Here is a 15,184-nt window from a genome sequence, read left to right on the forward strand (position 1 = left end):
CATGAAACGCACACTGCTTACCGCTACCGCAGCACTGGCCTTTGCCGCAACGCCTGCCGTCGCGCAGCTTGTCGATGGTGATGCCGGTGTGACCGCTGAAACTGAAGTCACCACGGATACTGCCGATACGGCCGCAGACGTAACGACAGAAGTCGAGACCGACGTTCAGAAGAGCGACGACGCACAGCTCGACAGCGATATCGATTCTGCCGCAAATTCTGAAGCAGGCATCGGTGGAAACTATCACGAGAGTGAAGAAGATGCGGCTGCCGATTCCGAACTCAACACCGGTTCTGACGTTGATGTTCAGATAGATACGCCGGACGCTGAAACTCCGGATACAGACGTTTCTGTTGAGGGTGAAAGCGACACAGATGTGAGCGTCGATACTGAAACGCCTCAATAATAATGAGTTGGACAAGGATCGGCCTACAGGCTGATCCCTCGTTCCGGAAGCCCCGCGCGGCCTTGGCGGCCCGCGGGGCTTTTCGTGTGCCTGGAGCGCGAAAGCGCGAGGGAAACGTCAGGCAAAGGTAACAGGCCCAAAGGAACACCCTGTGGCAGCATCCGTTATTAAAGGTAAGCAACACCTGGAAAGGAGATTGCAATGAAACGCACACTTCTTACGGCCACGACAGCGATCGCATTCGCCGCAATGCCGGCCACAGCCCAGCTTGTCGGCGGCGACGCAGGCGTTACGACTGATACAGACATCGCCACCGATATTGGTGAGACAGCTGCGGAAACCGGTACGCAGGTCCGTTCCGACATTCGTACGGGTGTCGAAAACAATGCGGACGCCGCTGCTGAGTGGGAGTCTGACGCCGATGTGAATGCTGGCGTTAATGCAAATGCCCGTGTCGACGGGAATTATGAGAACGAGCAGGATACCGCAGCAGGTGCCCGGCTTGATACGCGCACGGATGTAAATACCGGCGCGACCCTCAACCGGGGCGCAGATACTGGCGCATCTCTCGCCGGTGAAGCAAACACCGGCCTTGATGCCAGAGCTGTGCAACAAAGTGCTGAAGGTGGCGCATATACAGAAAGCCGTGCAGATGCCACGGCCCAGTATCGCGACCGGACCACGATGGCCAATGGCGACGTATCAGCCAGGGTGGATAGTCTCGACACTGAAGAGCTTAATGCCTATGCCGCCGGACAGGTCAGGAAAGCAACGGGCGATGCATCTGTCGGCGCATCCAGTTCGCTCGAAACCGAAGCGGAAACCCGTTATTAGAAACGCTTCTCATTGCGAGAACAGCCCCGTAGCTCTTCAAGCTGCGGGGCTTTTCATGTTGGGGTACGGGCGGTTCAGGCTTCCAGCTCCACATCCCAGTAGAGGTAATCCATCCAGGTTTCATGCAGGTGGTTGGGCGGAAACCGCCGGCCGACCTGCTGAAGCTGGTGATTGGAAGGCCGTTCAGGTGTGCGGCTGAGAGACAGCCCGGATTCCTTGAGCAGGCGCCCGCCCTTCTTGAGGTTACAGGGCGAACAGGCTGTTGCAATGTTCGTCCAGCTCGTGCGCCCACCCTTCGAGCGCGGCACCACATGATCGAAGGTCAGTTCCTCGCGAGCGCCACAATAGACACACTGGAAGCCATCGCGCAGGAAGACGTTGAAACGGGTGAAGGCGGGCGACCGGTCCTGATGCACGAATTCGCGCAAGGCGATGACAGAAGGCAGCCGCATCTCGAAGCTCGGACTGCGCACAACGGTGTCGTATTCCGCGATGATGTCGACCCGGTCGAGGAAAACGGCCTTTACGACATCCTGCCACGGCCAGAGTGAAAGTGGATAGTAGGAGAGCGGGCGAAAGTCCGCGTTCAAAACAAGTGCAGGCCGGCCCTGGGGAGGGCATGTCAGGACTTCAGGCATCGGTGCAGCCTCCAAGTGTCCTGCTCAATGGTTTTTGCGCCGAGTTAGTGAACACGCACCTCCATCGATTCGGGGTTATCAATAATGATTCCCGAATACGAGTTTATGACAGTTTCGGGCTTTGGCTAGCCTTTGTCGTAACTTTCGTCGCGACATGCCGGCTTAGCCGGATCAGGCGGAGCCGCCACCGTCAGCGGCGTAGGCCTTGGCGCGCTCGGCATTGATCCAGGCCCAGAGCAGGTGCGCGGCGACACCGCGATAGGGCCGCCAGCTATCAGCAAGGGCCGTGAAATCCCTTGATTCGTGCCTGACCTCGGCGTCACTGAGCAGGCGGTAGGCCTCCATGAGCCCCACATCCCCTGCGGGAAAAGCATCAAGCCGGCCACAATTGAGAAGGAACAGGTCAGCTGTCCACGGGCCGATGCCTTTCACGGCGACCAGTTCCTTGCGGGCGGCATCCATGTCGGCGGTGTGAACGCGGACAAGGTCCAGCGCGCCGGATTCCACGGCTTCGGCGATTGAGCGCAGGTGGCGGATCTTGGGACGCGAGAGCCCGCAGCCTCGCAGCGTCTCCTCGCTGGCTGCCAGGACAGATTGCGTAGAGACCGTGCCGAGTTCAGTTTCAACACGGCTCCAGATCGAGCGGGCGGCCTTGGTGGTGATCTGCTGGAAGGCGATCATCCGCGCGATGACGGCATAATCCGGCGTGCCGGAACGCCAGTCAGGCACGCCATATGCCGTAAACGCCCGGGCCAGGGCGGCGTCTCTTTGGGACAGCCAGTTGCAGGCATCAAGAAGTTCGTCTGGACCGGGTGGTTGCGTCATGCCTTGTCATCGCGCGTGGCGTGCGGGGCTTCAAGTCTTTCTTCGGGCGGGCGTTTCGAGGAGAAATCGCCGGACCGGACGCCGCCAGACATTGCACATAAAGGCCACAGGCGTATTCTAGGGGGAAGAACACAAGGGAGGATCACATGGCAGACGGATCAGTGGCGGGCGAACGCGCCCAGTTCCGCGAGATGATGGAAGGCACCCAGGAAGACTGGAACATTATCGCGGAACATTCGCGCATCTTCAACAAGGGCCTCGCCAAGCGCGTGCTTGACCATTTGCGGCTTCTGGACGGCGACTATGGCGGGTTCCCTGTCGACCGTCTTGAGCATTCTCTACAGACCGCGACGCGGGCCCACCGCGATGGGCGGGATGAGGAATATGTCGTCTGCGCGCTGTTGCACGATATAGGCGACACGCTGGGCAGCATGAACCATCCCGATGTCGCGGCAGCGATCCTCAAGCCTTTCGTATCCGAGGAAAACCTCTGGATGGTCGCCAATCACGGCGCTTTCCAAGGCTATTATTTCTTCGAGTATCTTGGCCTCGACAAGAATATGCGTGAAAAGTTCAAGGACAGCCCGCACTATCAGCGCTGCGCTGAGTTCTGTCACAAGTATGACCAGGCTGCCTTCGATCCGGACTATGAGAGTGAGCCGCTGGAATTCTTCGAGCCGATGGTCGAGCGTGTCTTCTCGAAACCGAAAAACTCGATGTATCTGCGCAAGAAAGACCCGTCAGCCTGATTATGCCGAAAGGTCGCTTCTGGTGCGGCCCTGCGCGGCGAGCCCCTCGTCGAGAAGGCGCGCGGAAGCTTCTTCCAGTTCTTCCTGAAGGCGCGCATTCATCTCCTTGCGCGCCAGCTGCCCCGGTATCGGGGGCAGCGCCTCGTAGACAACAAGGCCGGGGCGCCGCGTAATGCCGCGTGCTTTCCAGCACAGCCCGGAATTGGTCGCCAGGGGCAGGACCGGGACATCAATCGCGTTGTAAAGCGCAGATAGCCCTGCGGACTTGTAGTCGCCCGGGGCACCGGGTTGCGCGCGTGTGCCCTCGGGATAGATCAGGATCTGGCGCCCGTTTGCGGCGCGCAGTCTTGCTTCATTGACCATGCGTTTCAGCGTGCGTGTCGTACCGGCCCGGTCAATTGGGATCATTTTGGTCTTCAGGGCATACCAGCCGAGCGCTGGATACCAGAGTAGTTCGCGCTTCATGATCACGGCGGGGTCGCGAAACAGGATGAAGGGGATGAACACGTCCAGCATGGCCTGGTGCTTGCCTGCGATGATGAGCGGGCCATCGGGGATGTGCTCCTGCCCGCGCAGCTCGACCCGGATGCCGCAGATCACCCGAAGGCCCAGACGGACATACTGGGCATAGAAGCCGATCGCGCCTATGGCGACACGCCGGGGCAGGAGCATCGTCGGTAGCGCGGCAACGCCGATGACCGCCATGCCGCCATAAAGCCAGACGATGAAAATGAAGGAGCGTATTGTGTTCACAAGACAGCCTTCAGCGAGTGATTGACGGTGCCCCCTGCGGCGACACGGGCGGCCAGCCCGGCCGCGACAGGGGTGATGGCCAGGATGGCAAAATCCCAGAAATCGAGCGAGAGCTGCGGCAGGAGCTGGCTGCGCGCCCCGGCACTCTGGGCGGAGAAGATGACCATCGCCGTGACCGCCAGGGCTGCGACCGAGCCGGCTGCGCCAGCCTTGAGCCCTAATGTCCAGAAGCGCCGCTCGAAAAGGCGGGCGATGAAGCTGTCCTCTGCGCCAGCAAGGTGGAGGACGTCGACGATATCCTTGCGGGCAAGCAGGGCGGCGTGTGTCGCAAATGCGATGACGGCAATGGCCGTGGCCGCAAGAAGCACGACAACGCCGATGGCGGCGATGCGAAGCGTACCGAGCGCGCGGCGGGCCTCAGCGGCGTAATCGGCGTGGGCTTCGGTGACGGCTGTAAAGCCTGCCTCTTCGAGCACTTTGTTGATATCGTCAGGTGTTGCAGGTGATTGCAGTGTCGTCTCCACGGCAATGAGCATCGGGAGGGGAACCCCGTCCGGTACGCCGCCCGGCCCGAAGCTCGGCGTGAGTAGCCGGTCCAGCTCTTCCTCACTCAGCACACTTGCAGACTTGATCCCCTCAAGATCGCGCACGGCTGTGGCGGCCTCTTCAGCGCCCCGGCGGTCCGTATTCTCCACGCGAACCGTCATCTGGCCCTCGACCTGGGCAGACCAGGCTTCGGCGGCAGTGTAGGTGCCGCGTGCCGTCAGCGTGGCCAGCACAGCGAGAAAGCAGAGCGCGGCGACCACGAAGAACAGGGCCGCCTCGCGGGCGTCGCTTTCCGGCAGGAGCGGTGTCGGCTTACTCATCTGGCGGCTTGCTCCTCATGGCCATGCACCATCAGGCCATTCTGCAGTTGCAGGACCGGCGCATCGAATTCGCGGATCAGTCCAAGGTCATGGGTGGCAATGATGATCGTGGTGTTAAGTCGCCGGTTGAGTTCGACAAACAGGCGGAAGATGCGCCGCCCCATTTCAGGGTCGACATTGCCGGTCGGTTCATCGGCGATCAGCAGATCGGGTTTATTGATCAGCGCGCGCGCAATGGAGAGGCGTTGCTGTTCCCCGCCGGACATGGCGGGCGGGAGGGCGTGAATGCGCTCGCCAAGGCCGACCCAGCGCAGAAGGTCGACCACCTCTTCGCGATAGGTCTCTTCCTTCTTGCCGGAGACCCGCAGTGGCAGGGCGACATTCTCGAAAGCGCTCAGGTGTTCCAGGAGGCGGAAATCCTGGAAAACCACGCCGATCCGGCGGCGCAGGGCGGAAAGCTGCTTGCGTGACAGCGTCATCGTCGGCAGGCCGAAAAGGCGCACCTCCCCCTGGCTCGGGGCGTGCGCCAGATAAAGCAGCTTCAGAAGCGAGGACTTGCCGGCCCCCGACGCGCCGGTCAGAAAGGTGAAGCTGCCAGGTTTCAGGCGGACATTGATGTCGGTGAGGATTTCATCGGAGGTGTCATAGTGTAATGAAACCCCGTTCAGTTCGACGGATGGCTCATCAGACATATCTGGCACGAAACGATTCATGAAGGTGCTTTCAATCCTGCAAGGACGTGATCGACTATTTCAGCGAATTGCGCGATTGTCCAAGACATGATCCTCACCTGTCCCAGTTGCGAGACACAATATTTCGCCGATGACGCCACTATCGGCGAATCGGGGCGTACGGTGAAGTGCGCGGCCTGCAGTCATGCCTGGTTTGTCAGCCCGAAAGGTGAAACAAATCATGCCTCTGCGCCACGGGCCGGCGCGCACGAGGCTTACAGGGACAAGGTTCGCGAACGCCGCCGCAAGGCCAGCCGGTCAGCGGCGGTCATGGCCTGGCTGATTGTCGGCACGATTTTCGGGGCCTCGGTTGCCGCAGGGGTCATTTTCCGTGACCGCGTGGTCGAGTACTGGCCGGAGTCGGCAGCCGCGTTCAGGGCTGCCGGGCTGGACGTGAACCGCTACGGGCTTGAGTTCGTCGACACCGAGGCCGAGCGGTATTTCGAGGGGACGACACCAGTCCTGGAAATTGAAGGGCAGGTGCAGAATATTTCCCGCCGGGAGCGTGCAGCGCCTTTCGTGCGTGTGATGCTGCTTGACGAGACTGGAGGATACATCGGAGCTTCATTTGCGCCGATTACGCCGGAGCGAATTCCGCCCGGCCGCACGGCCAGCTTCTCCACAAGGGTTGAGAATCCGCCCTTTGAGGCGTTCGAGCTCGAACTGCAGTTCTCCAATGACCGGCAGTCCGGCCCGGCAGGGGATAAGGGCAGCGACATGGCGACCGGCGGAGAGACAGAATGAGCCGTGAAAGCCAGGAATTCGATATCGTCCTCGATGAGGCGAGCCTCATGGCACGGGTCGAGGAGCTGGCGGACCGGCTGGCGCCGCGGCTCTCGGGAGAGTGGACCGCGATCAACATCCTGCTCGGGGCCACACCATTCACGAGCGATCTCATGAAGGCGCTTGCCCGGCGGGGTGTTCATCCTGTCCTCGATGCGCTCTGGCTGGAGAGTTACCGCGACGCGCGCGAAAGTTCAGGCCGGGTGCTCGTGCGGGCCGATATTGTCCGCCCGGTCAAGGACCGTGGTGTGCTGCTGATAGATGATGTGTTCGATACCGGGCGCACACTGGATTTTGCCCGCTCGCACATGCTGACAAAGGGCGCGCGGGAGGTGATCACTGTTGCGTTGGCCCGCAAGCCCTGGGCGCCGACGGATGAGACCGATGTCGATTTCCATGCCTTCGATGCGCCCGGACGGTTTCTCGTGGGCTATGGCATGGACGATGCCGGGAAGTATCGCGGGCTGCCCTATATCGGTGCGCTGGACTAGGCCGCCCGGTCAGGCAGATACTGTCTTTGACAGCCAGTCGAGAATGTCCGCACTTACATCATTCGTGCCGGGCTCGTCGACGATCCAGTGGGCATGGCCGGGATATTCGCGATAGTCGCCGGGCACGCCGGCGTGGGCATATTTTTCGCCGAGCTTGCGCACAGCCTTCACCGGGGTGGCTCGGTCGCGCCTGGCCCCGATCGTGAGGGTTGGCACCTGGACGGATTTCTCATCAATGGGGTCCGGCTCGGCGAGATCGAGATAGACCTTGCCCGAATCATACCGGGCCAGCCTGTAGATCTCGTCATGGCGCTCCTTCGGCACTTCGTTCAGGACGCCCCATCCAAAACCGAACCGGCCAACCTTGAAGCGGCCTTCGGGGATCTTCTTCTGTCCTTTCTTGAGGATGGCCCAGAACGTGATCATCAGGCGCAGGTCCTGAACCTGACAGTCGGGGGTCTGGGCTGGGGTCAGGAAAATGGCGGCCTTCACATCGCCGCGCGCGGCCAGGTGCTGTGCGATCAGCCCGCCCATGGAGTGGCCCATGACGACCGGTTTATCGCCATGTTCGGATGCCAGTTTCCGGGCCATTTCCGACATGCGCTCGATATAGTCCGACAGGCGCAGGTCGCTTAAGGACTCAGGCGGGTCTTCAATGGTGCGTTGATCGGGGTAGAGGGTCGGCGCCTCGACGTGCCATCCGTTCTGCTCGAACGGCCTTCGCATATTGTTCCAGACCTCACCACCACAGCCGACGCCGTGGATCATGAGAATTGATTTCGCCATGTCTGCCTCCCCTCAGAATATCTGCCCGGTTTACACGTTTCAGGCCTTGTCCGACCATTTTGCAAAGCGCTGGGCAACTTCCGAATAGATTGGGCGCTTGAAGGGAACGATCAGGCCGGGCGCTTCAGACAGGCGGGCCCAGCGCCAGGCGTCAAATTCGGGTGTATGCTTGTCGAGCCTGATATCGCTGTCGGACCCCTTGAAGCGCAGGGCGAACCATTTCTGCCGCTGGCCGATAAAGGCGCCGGGCATGCGCCGTTTGACCTCAGCTGGAAAATCATAGTGCAACCAGTCTTCGGTTTCTTCCATGATCTCGACGAGTTTGGAAGACACGCCCACTTCTTCTTCCAGCTCACGCAGGGCCGCGGTTGCCGGTTCCTCGCCATCGTCAATTCCGCCCTGGGGCATCTGCCACTGGAAAGCGCCGCGCCCATTGATGCGACGGCCGAGAAAGACATGGCCCGCCCCTGAGAACAGGGCCAGGCCAACATTGGGGCGGTAAAGGCTCGGGTCACGTGTCGTCGTCGTACTCACGCACCCAGACTTAGGGCTTATCCGCCGGTTTGCCCACCCTGCTCGGTGACAAGCTCTGCGGTATCCATGCTTTTTCCAGCCGGACGCGAGGATTGGGTCACGCTGGAAGCGGGGGCGAGGATAATGCCTTTCTCGTCGAGGCTCTGGGTCCATTCCTTGAGGATGTCGATGGTGAGTGGATAGGCAAAGCCCGTTCCGAGAGAGCTGCCGGATTCCATCGCCAGGGCTTCAAGTTCGAGCAGTTTCGTCTCGATTTCCTCGCCCTCGGGACGGGCATCGACCGGGGTGTTTGCCTTGCGGAATCTGAGCCCTGTATCCTGCGCGGCGGTGGTAAAGGCGGAGCGCGAAAGACTGCCATCCTCGACAAGGGCGAGGCCGCGACTGTGCAGTGTATCAGCGAGATGGGTGGTGGAGGCTTCATCCGTGGCGAATTTGCTGCCCTGATAGTTCGTCACACCGAAATAGCCGGTAGCGCGGGACAGGAGGTATTCAAGGCGTTCGCGGGTGCGCTCATCATCATGTTCGCCATAGAGGGTGTGGCTATGCGGGCTTTCGCGCCCGAACTCATAAGGCTCCATTGGCACTTCAAGCAGAACTTCATGTCCGGCTTTGCGGGCCTGGTCGATCCAGCCCTGGAGATTGCTGGCCGTCGGGGCGAAGGAAAGGGTGATTTCGGGCGGTAGCTCCTCGATGGCCGAGGTTGTGTGACGCCAGTTGATCCCGAGCCCGCCGACCACAATCGCGACTTTCGGGCGGTTCTCGGGGTTGGCGAATGGTCGGGCATAGGCGCCTGCTGGCGTGCGCCCGTCGTCTGCGACCCTTGGCAGGGGGCCAACGGGCGCGGTTTCCGTGACGGCGCTGATCGGCGCCTCAGGCAGGGCCTTCAGCTTCGTGGTTTCTTTCCAGGAGCGCCCGGCCGAGACGGCAACACCGTTGATTCGTACAGTATCGACTTCATCGGGCATGGCTGACGGGCGCGCCGCCCCGCCGCCGTCATCGCCTGCATAGCTGACGCCGAGGCTTGGTGCCTGCTCTTCTGTGGAATCGGCGACGGCAGAAGAAGGGCCTTCCGCGGTCGCCATCATGGAAACGACAGGGCGCGCTTTGCCATCTTCGGCCGCAAAGCGGGTCTTGAGGTTGGGACGGTCGCCGCCAGCAGGCTCGAAAAGGGCAATCTGCCGGGCCGGTCCTGCTTCGCTGGCGTCTCCGGTGAGATGAATGAGAGTGCCCGAAACCGCCATGAGAGCGGAGAAGGCAAGCAGGCTCAGCCCTGTGTGAACGAGGCCGCTGCGAACAGGCGACGGATCCCTTGTCACACGATACATCATCAGGCGCCTCTTCACTCCGCAGGTTGCAACTACAGCCCTTCAGAGTGGAGGCGATTGGTTAAGAACCGGCAAATATCTGTTAACCTGCGGTGGGATTTTCCCCGGCTGTAAGCTGTCCGCCGCGCAGATACTCCAGAGCCCGGTCGAGCTGGTAATCCTCGCCCTCATAATCTTCCGGCGGCTGGTCGTCCGGCATGTGTGGGATCTGGCGCTCCGTACCGTCCTCGTTCGACAGGGCATTGGGCAGATCGGCTTCCGAATAGCGCCGGATCTTTTCCAGCTCGTCCTCGGTTATACGCGTCTGGGCGACCTCCAGGTCCGGCACGATGCCTGTGGCCTGGATGGAGCGGCCTGAGGGTGTGTAATAACGAGATGTCGTCAGACGGATAGCTCCCCGATCCGCGCCAAGCGGGATCACCGTCTGGACCGAGCCCTTGCCGAAACTGGTCGTGCCAAGCACGGTGGCACGCTCACGGTCCTGCAGGGCTCCGGCAACAATTTCCGAGGCCGAGGCAGAGCCGTTATTGATCAGGACAACGAGCGGCACATTCTTGAAGACTTCGCCGCTACGGGCATTGTAACGGGCGACATCGCTTGGGCGCCGGCCAATCGTGGAGACGACCTCGCCGCCGGAAAGGAACTTGTCGGTGGTCGAGATTGCCTGATCCAGCAGGCCGCCGCCATTATTACGCAGGTCCAGGATGATTCCTTCCGGGCGCCCGTCAATCTCGCGGCTGGCTTCCGAAATCGCTTCGTCAAGCAGGTCGGTGGTGCGCTCATTGAAGGTGGAGATACGGATATAGGCGATACCCTCTTCCTTGATTTCCCAGTCTACCGACTTGGGCCGGATCACTTCACGCTCGAGGGTGACATCAAAGGCTTCCTCGCCTTCGCGCAGGACCGTCACGATCAGTTCGGTGCCCGGTTCGCCCCGCATGTCGCGCACGGCATCATCAATGTTGAGCCCGACAATCGGCTTGCCATTGATTGCCGTAAGAAGGTCACCGCTCTCAAGGCCGGCACGGCTTGCAGGTGTGTCATCCATGGGTGTGACGACTTTTACGAAGCCGTCTTCCATTGTGACTTCGATCCCGAGCCCCCCGTATTCGCCGGAAGTCTGCACCTGCATGGCCTCGAAGTCTTCGGCGGACATGTAGGAGGAGTGCGGATCGAGCGAGCCGAGCATGCCATTGATAGCGGCTTCCATGGCTTCAGCTTCGTCAATCTCGGTGACATAGTCAGCGCGGGCGCGGGCAAGGACTTCGGCGAAGAGATCAAGCTGGCGGTAGGTTTCCGCGCGGCTGTCGGCGGGCTTGGACTCCGGCCAAGCGAAGGCTGATACACCAACCGCAAGTCCGCCGAGAACCACCCCGATGGCCGCACCTGTGAGCATTGCCCGCATAGTCGTCTCTCCTTCCGGCGGACCTAACCGCCTTTCATCCAGCGCGCTGGATTCATTGGTTCCCCCGCCTTCCTGACCTCTAGATAGAGTTCCGGAGGTGGAGTTTCACGGTCTGGCATGCGTCCGACGGGTTCGCCTGCTTTTACCGTCTGTCCGGGCGTGCCGTAGATGCGGCCCATCCCACTTAGCAGGATATGGTAGCCATCACTTGTCGAAATTATCAAGAGCTGACCGTAAGTGCGGAAAACGCCGGCATACTCGACGGTGCCATCCACGGGGGCGACAACATCGGCATCGGCGCGCGGCTGGATATAGATGCCCTTGGACGTTTCGCCGCCGGGCAGCGTATCGCCCCAGCTGCGGGCGAGCATGCCGCTTGCGGGACGCATCAGCCCGCCAAGGGCCCCCTGACCGAGGGGCTTGAGATTTGCCGTCGAGGCGCCCGGAGAAGGCGCGTCGGTGATCCGTTTCGACTGGCTCGGGCTTGCCGCGGCGAGCTGGATGCGGCCAGGCTTCATGCCTGGAGCGCTCGGTGCCGAGGTTTCCAGTGCGGCGAGAAGTTCGCGCAGTGTGCTGGCTTCTGACCCGATCTTGTCGACACGTTCACGCAGGGCCTCGGCCTCCGTGCTGACATTTTCGAACTGCGCGCGCTTGGTGGCGACAAGCTGTTCGATTTCGGCTTTCTTCACATCGAGCCGGGCCTCGGTTGTTTCCAGGCGCGCCTGCTCACGGCGTAGCTGTGACTGGAGGGATTTGAGATGGTCGATCTCGTTGGCGAGCATCTCGGTGCGCTCGTTGAGGACCGGCGCGGTCGCCCCCATCACGATAGCGCTACGTATGGCGTTATTGGCTTCGCGCGGGGAGGCGATCAGGGCTGGCGGGCGGTGACGGCCCGAGACGGCAAGGCTGGCAATGAGGTCTTCAAGGTGGGCGTCGCTGGCCAGAAGGGATTCGCGCGCGGATGTGAGCCGGGTCTGCAGGTCAATCAATTTACGTTCGGAGGCTGCCGCCTGTTCTTCGCGGCGGCGGCTCTCCAGCGCAGCCGCGATCAACCGGCTTTCGAGATCGGAGACGCTTCGCACGGCAGTAGTCTCGGCCTCTTCAAGCGCTTTCAGCTGGCGCATCGCGGCATCGCGTTCCGCTTCAAGCGCCTTGAGTTCTTCGCGTGTGAATTCACTGGGCGTGGCTGCAATGAGCAGTCCGCCAAGAGAGATCAGGAGGAGGCGAATACAGAGGGACATGTGTTTCATCTTGCACGCCGAGAGTGACTGCAAACTTAACCATGCAGCCTGCAAATGCAGTCTGGCTGCATATGCCCGGAAAATCAGGAGTGGGTGGTGCGTGGACGAGAGATCAATTTCCTGCGTCGCCTGCCTCTGAGGCCGTGGTCCGTTCGAAAACAATCGATGATATGAAGACGGCCCGCACGTCTTCCGGCACCTCCGGCCGGATCGCCAGATAGTCATAGCCCGGGTCCTTACCGGTCTCGCGCGGGGGCGGTTCATAGATGAACGATACATCCTCGAACTGCCGGGTCATTGTGAAATCCTGCCATCCAGAGCCCTCACCCGTCCCGGCCCAGTAGTTCAGCCGAAGGCCAGAGGCGCCATACTTGTCGGCTGCGCGGGCATTGACGGTGATCTTTACAGGCATGCCGGCAAAGGCGACTTCAAGGTCAGGGGCAAGGACAAGGTGCGGCCCCATGAGAGGGTCGCCAGCGAGGGCGTCATGAAGCGCGGCGATGCGCAGCACGTTGCGCCCATCGACTTTCACCAGCTCGATATCTGCATCCCCGCCGGCCACCAGGCGGTTGAGCTGTTCGCCGGTCACCTCGATCCGCCGGTAATCGGTGCCGCCACCGCTGATCGGCCCTGATGGCAGACTGTTGAGACCTGGCAGCAAGGCAACGCCCACCATGACAATGGCGGCCAGGAGGGCGGTTGCGAAGAAAGTCCTGTCAGACATGAGCGGCGGCGTATTCCCTGATAAAGGCCAGATATAGCGCTGGAAATCACGTTGGCGGCTTGATAGCAATGCTGGTGTCCGGAGGCGAGCCGAAAACCCACTTAAGACGAGGTCTGCCAGACATGACATCCTCTGCCCTTAACCGGCGCGCGCGTGAGGCCCGCGACTGGATGACCGAAGCCTGCCTGCCGTTATGGGCGCGTGAAGGCATAGGGCCGCACGGCCTTTTCCGCGAAGCGCTGGACCTTTCCCACAAGGCGGTCGAGGCAGAGACGGCACGCGTCAGGGTGCAGGCCCGGCAGACGTATGTCTTCTGTCTCGGACGGGACATGGGCTGGGACCGCGACAGGGCAGAACACTTTGTCCAGATGGGAGTGCGTGCGCTGAAAGGCCCCTGCCTGCGCGCGGATGGCCTGGCCGGTCGCGTCCTGGATACGGACGGGTCGGGGCTCAGTGATGCACGGGCAGACCTGTATGACACCGCCTTCACCCTGTTCGCACTGGCCCATGCTTCAAAAAGTGGGGAAGAGTCGGCACTTCCGGCGGCCCGCGGTATCCTGAAGGCGGTCGATACGATGCTGGCAGACCCCGATCATGGCGGTTATGCCGAGATGCTTCCGCGCGGCAGCCGCCGGCAGCAGAACCCGCATATGCACCTGCTGGAAGCCTGCCATGCCCTGCATTCGGTGGACCCTGAAAGCGGCCATCTGGCGCGGGCGGAACGGATTGTCTCCCTGTTCACCGAGAAGATGCTCGATCCGTACACGTCGACCCTCGGGGAGCATTTCCGCCCAGACTGGTCGGAGGAAACGGGCGAGACACATGAGATTGTCGAGCCCGGCCATCAGTTCGAATGGGTCTGGTTGCTGAAATCGCATGCCGGACTGACCGGGGACGACCTTCATCCGGCCATTGCAGGGCTCTATGACTTCGGCTGCCGTACCCTCGACGAGGACGGACGGGTTTTCACCGCAGCGCAACGGAGCGGCACAGTGACAGATGCCTCACGGCGGACCTGGATGCAGACCGAAGCCCTTAAGGCGCACCTGGCGATGCATGAAATCGACCCGGACGAAGAGGCGCATGACCGGCGTGCCGTGCAGTGTTTTGATATTCTTATGGATGAATACCTCACCCCCGAAGGCGGCTGGATCGACCGGTTTGACGAGGACGGACAGGTGGCCACTGAAAACATGCCGGCCTCGACGGGATATCATGTCGGGCTTGCTTTCGACGAGCTGATCCGTGTGACGGGCGTGTGAGTGGGTTGCGCACGATCATTGCAGTCGTGACCGGTCATGCGCTTGGATTTGAAAGATTCATGCCCTAAAGGGCAGCTTATCGAAGAAATTTTGAGACGGGACTGACCATGCCAACCCTAGCGCTGATCCGACACGGCCAAAGCCAGTGGAACCTTGAGAACCGCTTTACAGGCTGGTGGGATGCCGACCTGACAGCAAATGGTGAAGCTGAAGCCAAGCGTGCAGGCGAGCTTCTGAGAGACAACGGCTTTGCTCCGCGCCAGGCTTTCTCGAGCGTCCAGACGCGGGCGATCCGGACGCTCTGGATCACGCTGACGGAAATGGGGCTTGTCTGGCTGCCGGTTGAAAAACACTGGCGCCTGAATGAGCGCCACTATGGCGGGCTGACCGGCCTCGACAAGAAGGAAACCGCCGAGAAGCACGGCAAGGAGCAGGTGCATGTCTGGCGCCGCTCCTACGATACGCCGCCGCCGGAACTGGAAGCGGGCGGAAAGTACGATCTGTCAGGCGATCCGCGCTATGCCGGTATCGACGTGCCGTCGACTGAAAGCCTGAAGCTGACGCTCGAACGTGTCCTGCCATACTGGCATGAAACGATCGCGCCCGTTCTCGAAGGTGGGACCGATACGGTCATCGCTGCGCATGGCAATTCCCTGCGCGCGCTGGTCAAGCACCTTTTCGATGTACCGGACGACACGATTACCGGCGTCGAAATCCCGACGGGCAATCCGCTGCTGATCGAGCTGAATAATGAGCTGAAGCCGGTCACGGCCCGCTATCTCGATGGCTCGCGCGCAACCGATCTTCCAGCGGTCCCAGCCTAGACGGAGG

The 15,184-nt window shown here is 61.3% G+C and carries 18 protein-coding genes; 7 read left to right on the forward strand and 11 right to left on the reverse strand.

The window, feature by feature from the left end; all coding sequences use genetic code 11:
• Position 1: 1 nt before the first annotated feature.
• Together Q1K31_RS05570 and Q1K31_RS05575 are read left to right on the forward strand one after the other, a co-directional pair.
• Positions 2–406, forward strand: coding sequence for a hypothetical protein (locus Q1K31_RS05570; protein WP_300377562.1), 405 nt, complete (start codon positions 2–4; stop codon positions 404–406).
• A gap of 201 nt (positions 407–607) precedes the next feature.
• Entirely contained in the window at positions 608–1,240 is a 633-nt protein-coding gene (locus tag Q1K31_RS05575; RefSeq protein ID WP_300377564.1) for a hypothetical protein, read from the forward strand.
• A gap of 74 nt (positions 1,241–1,314) precedes the next feature.
• Here Q1K31_RS05575 and Q1K31_RS05580 read toward each other — a convergent pair whose 3' ends face one another.
• Positions 1,315–1,878, reverse strand: coding sequence for an HNH endonuclease (locus Q1K31_RS05580; RefSeq protein WP_300377567.1), 564 nt, complete (start codon positions 1,876–1,878; stop codon positions 1,315–1,317).
• Between the two features lie 171 nt (positions 1,879–2,049).
• Positions 2,050–2,703 carry a DNA-3-methyladenine glycosylase 2 family protein gene (locus Q1K31_RS05585; RefSeq protein ID WP_300377569.1) on the reverse strand — a complete coding sequence of 218 codons (654 nt, stop codon included), beginning with the start codon at positions 2,701–2,703 and terminating at the stop codon, positions 2,050–2,052.
• 146 nt (positions 2,704–2,849) lie between these two features.
• On the opposite strand from Q1K31_RS05585, the gene Q1K31_RS05590 reads away from it, so the two are divergent.
• Positions 2,850–3,452 carry an HD domain-containing protein gene (locus Q1K31_RS05590; RefSeq protein ID WP_300377571.1) on the forward strand — a complete coding sequence of 201 codons (603 nt, stop codon included), beginning with the start codon at positions 2,850–2,852 and terminating at the stop codon, positions 3,450–3,452.
• Here the strand turns inward: Q1K31_RS05590 and Q1K31_RS05595 are convergent, their stop codons facing one another.
• Genes Q1K31_RS05595 through ftsE form a run of 3 tightly spaced genes read right to left on the reverse strand, consistent with a single transcriptional unit; the run spans position 3,453 to position 5,784 of the window.
• Entirely contained in the window at positions 3,453–4,205 is a 753-nt protein-coding gene (locus Q1K31_RS05595) for a 1-acyl-sn-glycerol-3-phosphate acyltransferase (RefSeq protein WP_300377573.1), read from the reverse strand.
• Positions 4,202–5,071, reverse strand: coding sequence for a cell division protein FtsX (locus Q1K31_RS05600; RefSeq protein ID WP_300377575.1), 870 nt, complete (start codon positions 5,069–5,071; stop codon positions 4,202–4,204). The genes Q1K31_RS05595 and Q1K31_RS05600 overlap by 4 nt, the downstream gene beginning before the upstream one ends.
• Entirely contained in the window at positions 5,068–5,784 is a 717-nt protein-coding gene (ftsE, locus tag Q1K31_RS05605) for a cell division ATP-binding protein FtsE (RefSeq protein WP_300377577.1), read from the reverse strand. Before ftsE ends, Q1K31_RS05600 begins: the two co-directional genes overlap by 4 nt.
• Positions 5,785–5,850: 66 nt before the next feature.
• Here ftsE and Q1K31_RS05610 point away from each other — a divergent pair, with 66 nt between their 5' ends.
• Entirely contained in the window at positions 5,851–6,546 is a 696-nt protein-coding gene (locus Q1K31_RS05610) for an MJ0042-type zinc finger domain-containing protein (protein ID WP_300377579.1), read from the forward strand.
• Entirely contained in the window at positions 6,543–7,076 is a 534-nt protein-coding gene (locus Q1K31_RS05615; RefSeq protein ID WP_300377581.1) for a phosphoribosyltransferase, read from the forward strand. Before Q1K31_RS05610 ends, Q1K31_RS05615 begins: the two co-directional genes overlap by 4 nt.
• A gap of 9 nt (positions 7,077–7,085) precedes the next feature.
• Here Q1K31_RS05615 and Q1K31_RS05620 read toward each other — a convergent pair whose 3' ends face one another.
• The 6 genes from Q1K31_RS05620 to Q1K31_RS05645 form a co-directional block, all read right to left on the reverse strand.
• Positions 7,086–7,862: an alpha/beta fold hydrolase gene (locus Q1K31_RS05620; RefSeq protein ID WP_300377583.1), complete on the reverse strand. Its 777-nt coding sequence runs from the start codon at positions 7,860–7,862 to the stop codon at positions 7,086–7,088.
• Between the two features lie 39 nt (positions 7,863–7,901).
• Positions 7,902–8,396, reverse strand: a complete 495-nt coding sequence (locus Q1K31_RS05625; protein WP_300377585.1) for an RNA pyrophosphohydrolase — start codon at positions 8,394–8,396, stop codon at positions 7,902–7,904.
• Between the two features lie 17 nt (positions 8,397–8,413).
• On the reverse strand, positions 8,414–9,724 hold the full coding sequence (locus Q1K31_RS05630) for a divergent polysaccharide deacetylase family protein (protein WP_300377587.1): 1,311 nt from the start codon (positions 9,722–9,724) through the stop codon (positions 8,414–8,416).
• 79 nt (positions 9,725–9,803) lie between these two features.
• Positions 9,804–11,126: a S41 family peptidase gene (locus Q1K31_RS05635; RefSeq protein WP_300377589.1), complete on the reverse strand. Its 1,323-nt coding sequence runs from the start codon at positions 11,124–11,126 to the stop codon at positions 9,804–9,806.
• Positions 11,127–11,149: 23 nt separating this feature from the next.
• Positions 11,150–12,367 carry a peptidoglycan DD-metalloendopeptidase family protein gene (locus Q1K31_RS05640; protein ID WP_300377591.1) on the reverse strand — a complete coding sequence of 406 codons (1,218 nt, stop codon included), beginning with the start codon at positions 12,365–12,367 and terminating at the stop codon, positions 11,150–11,152.
• 112 nt (positions 12,368–12,479) lie between these two features.
• On the reverse strand, positions 12,480–13,091 hold the full coding sequence (locus Q1K31_RS05645; RefSeq protein ID WP_300377593.1) for a hypothetical protein: 612 nt from the start codon (positions 13,089–13,091) through the stop codon (positions 12,480–12,482).
• 122 nt (positions 13,092–13,213) lie between these two features.
• On the opposite strand from Q1K31_RS05645, the gene Q1K31_RS05650 reads away from it, so the two are divergent.
• On the forward strand, positions 13,214–14,353 hold the full coding sequence (locus Q1K31_RS05650) for an AGE family epimerase/isomerase (RefSeq protein WP_300377595.1): 1,140 nt from the start codon (positions 13,214–13,216) through the stop codon (positions 14,351–14,353).
• Positions 14,354–14,460: 107 nt separating this feature from the next.
• A complete protein-coding gene (gpmA, locus tag Q1K31_RS05655) occupies positions 14,461–15,177 on the forward strand; it encodes a 2,3-diphosphoglycerate-dependent phosphoglycerate mutase (protein ID WP_300377597.1) in 717 nt (238 codons plus the stop codon).
• The last annotated feature ends 7 nt before the right edge of the window (positions 15,178–15,184 follow it).

Source organism: Henriciella sp. (assembly GCF_029936995.1).
Taxonomy (GTDB): Bacteria; Pseudomonadota; Alphaproteobacteria; order Caulobacterales; family Hyphomonadaceae; genus Henriciella.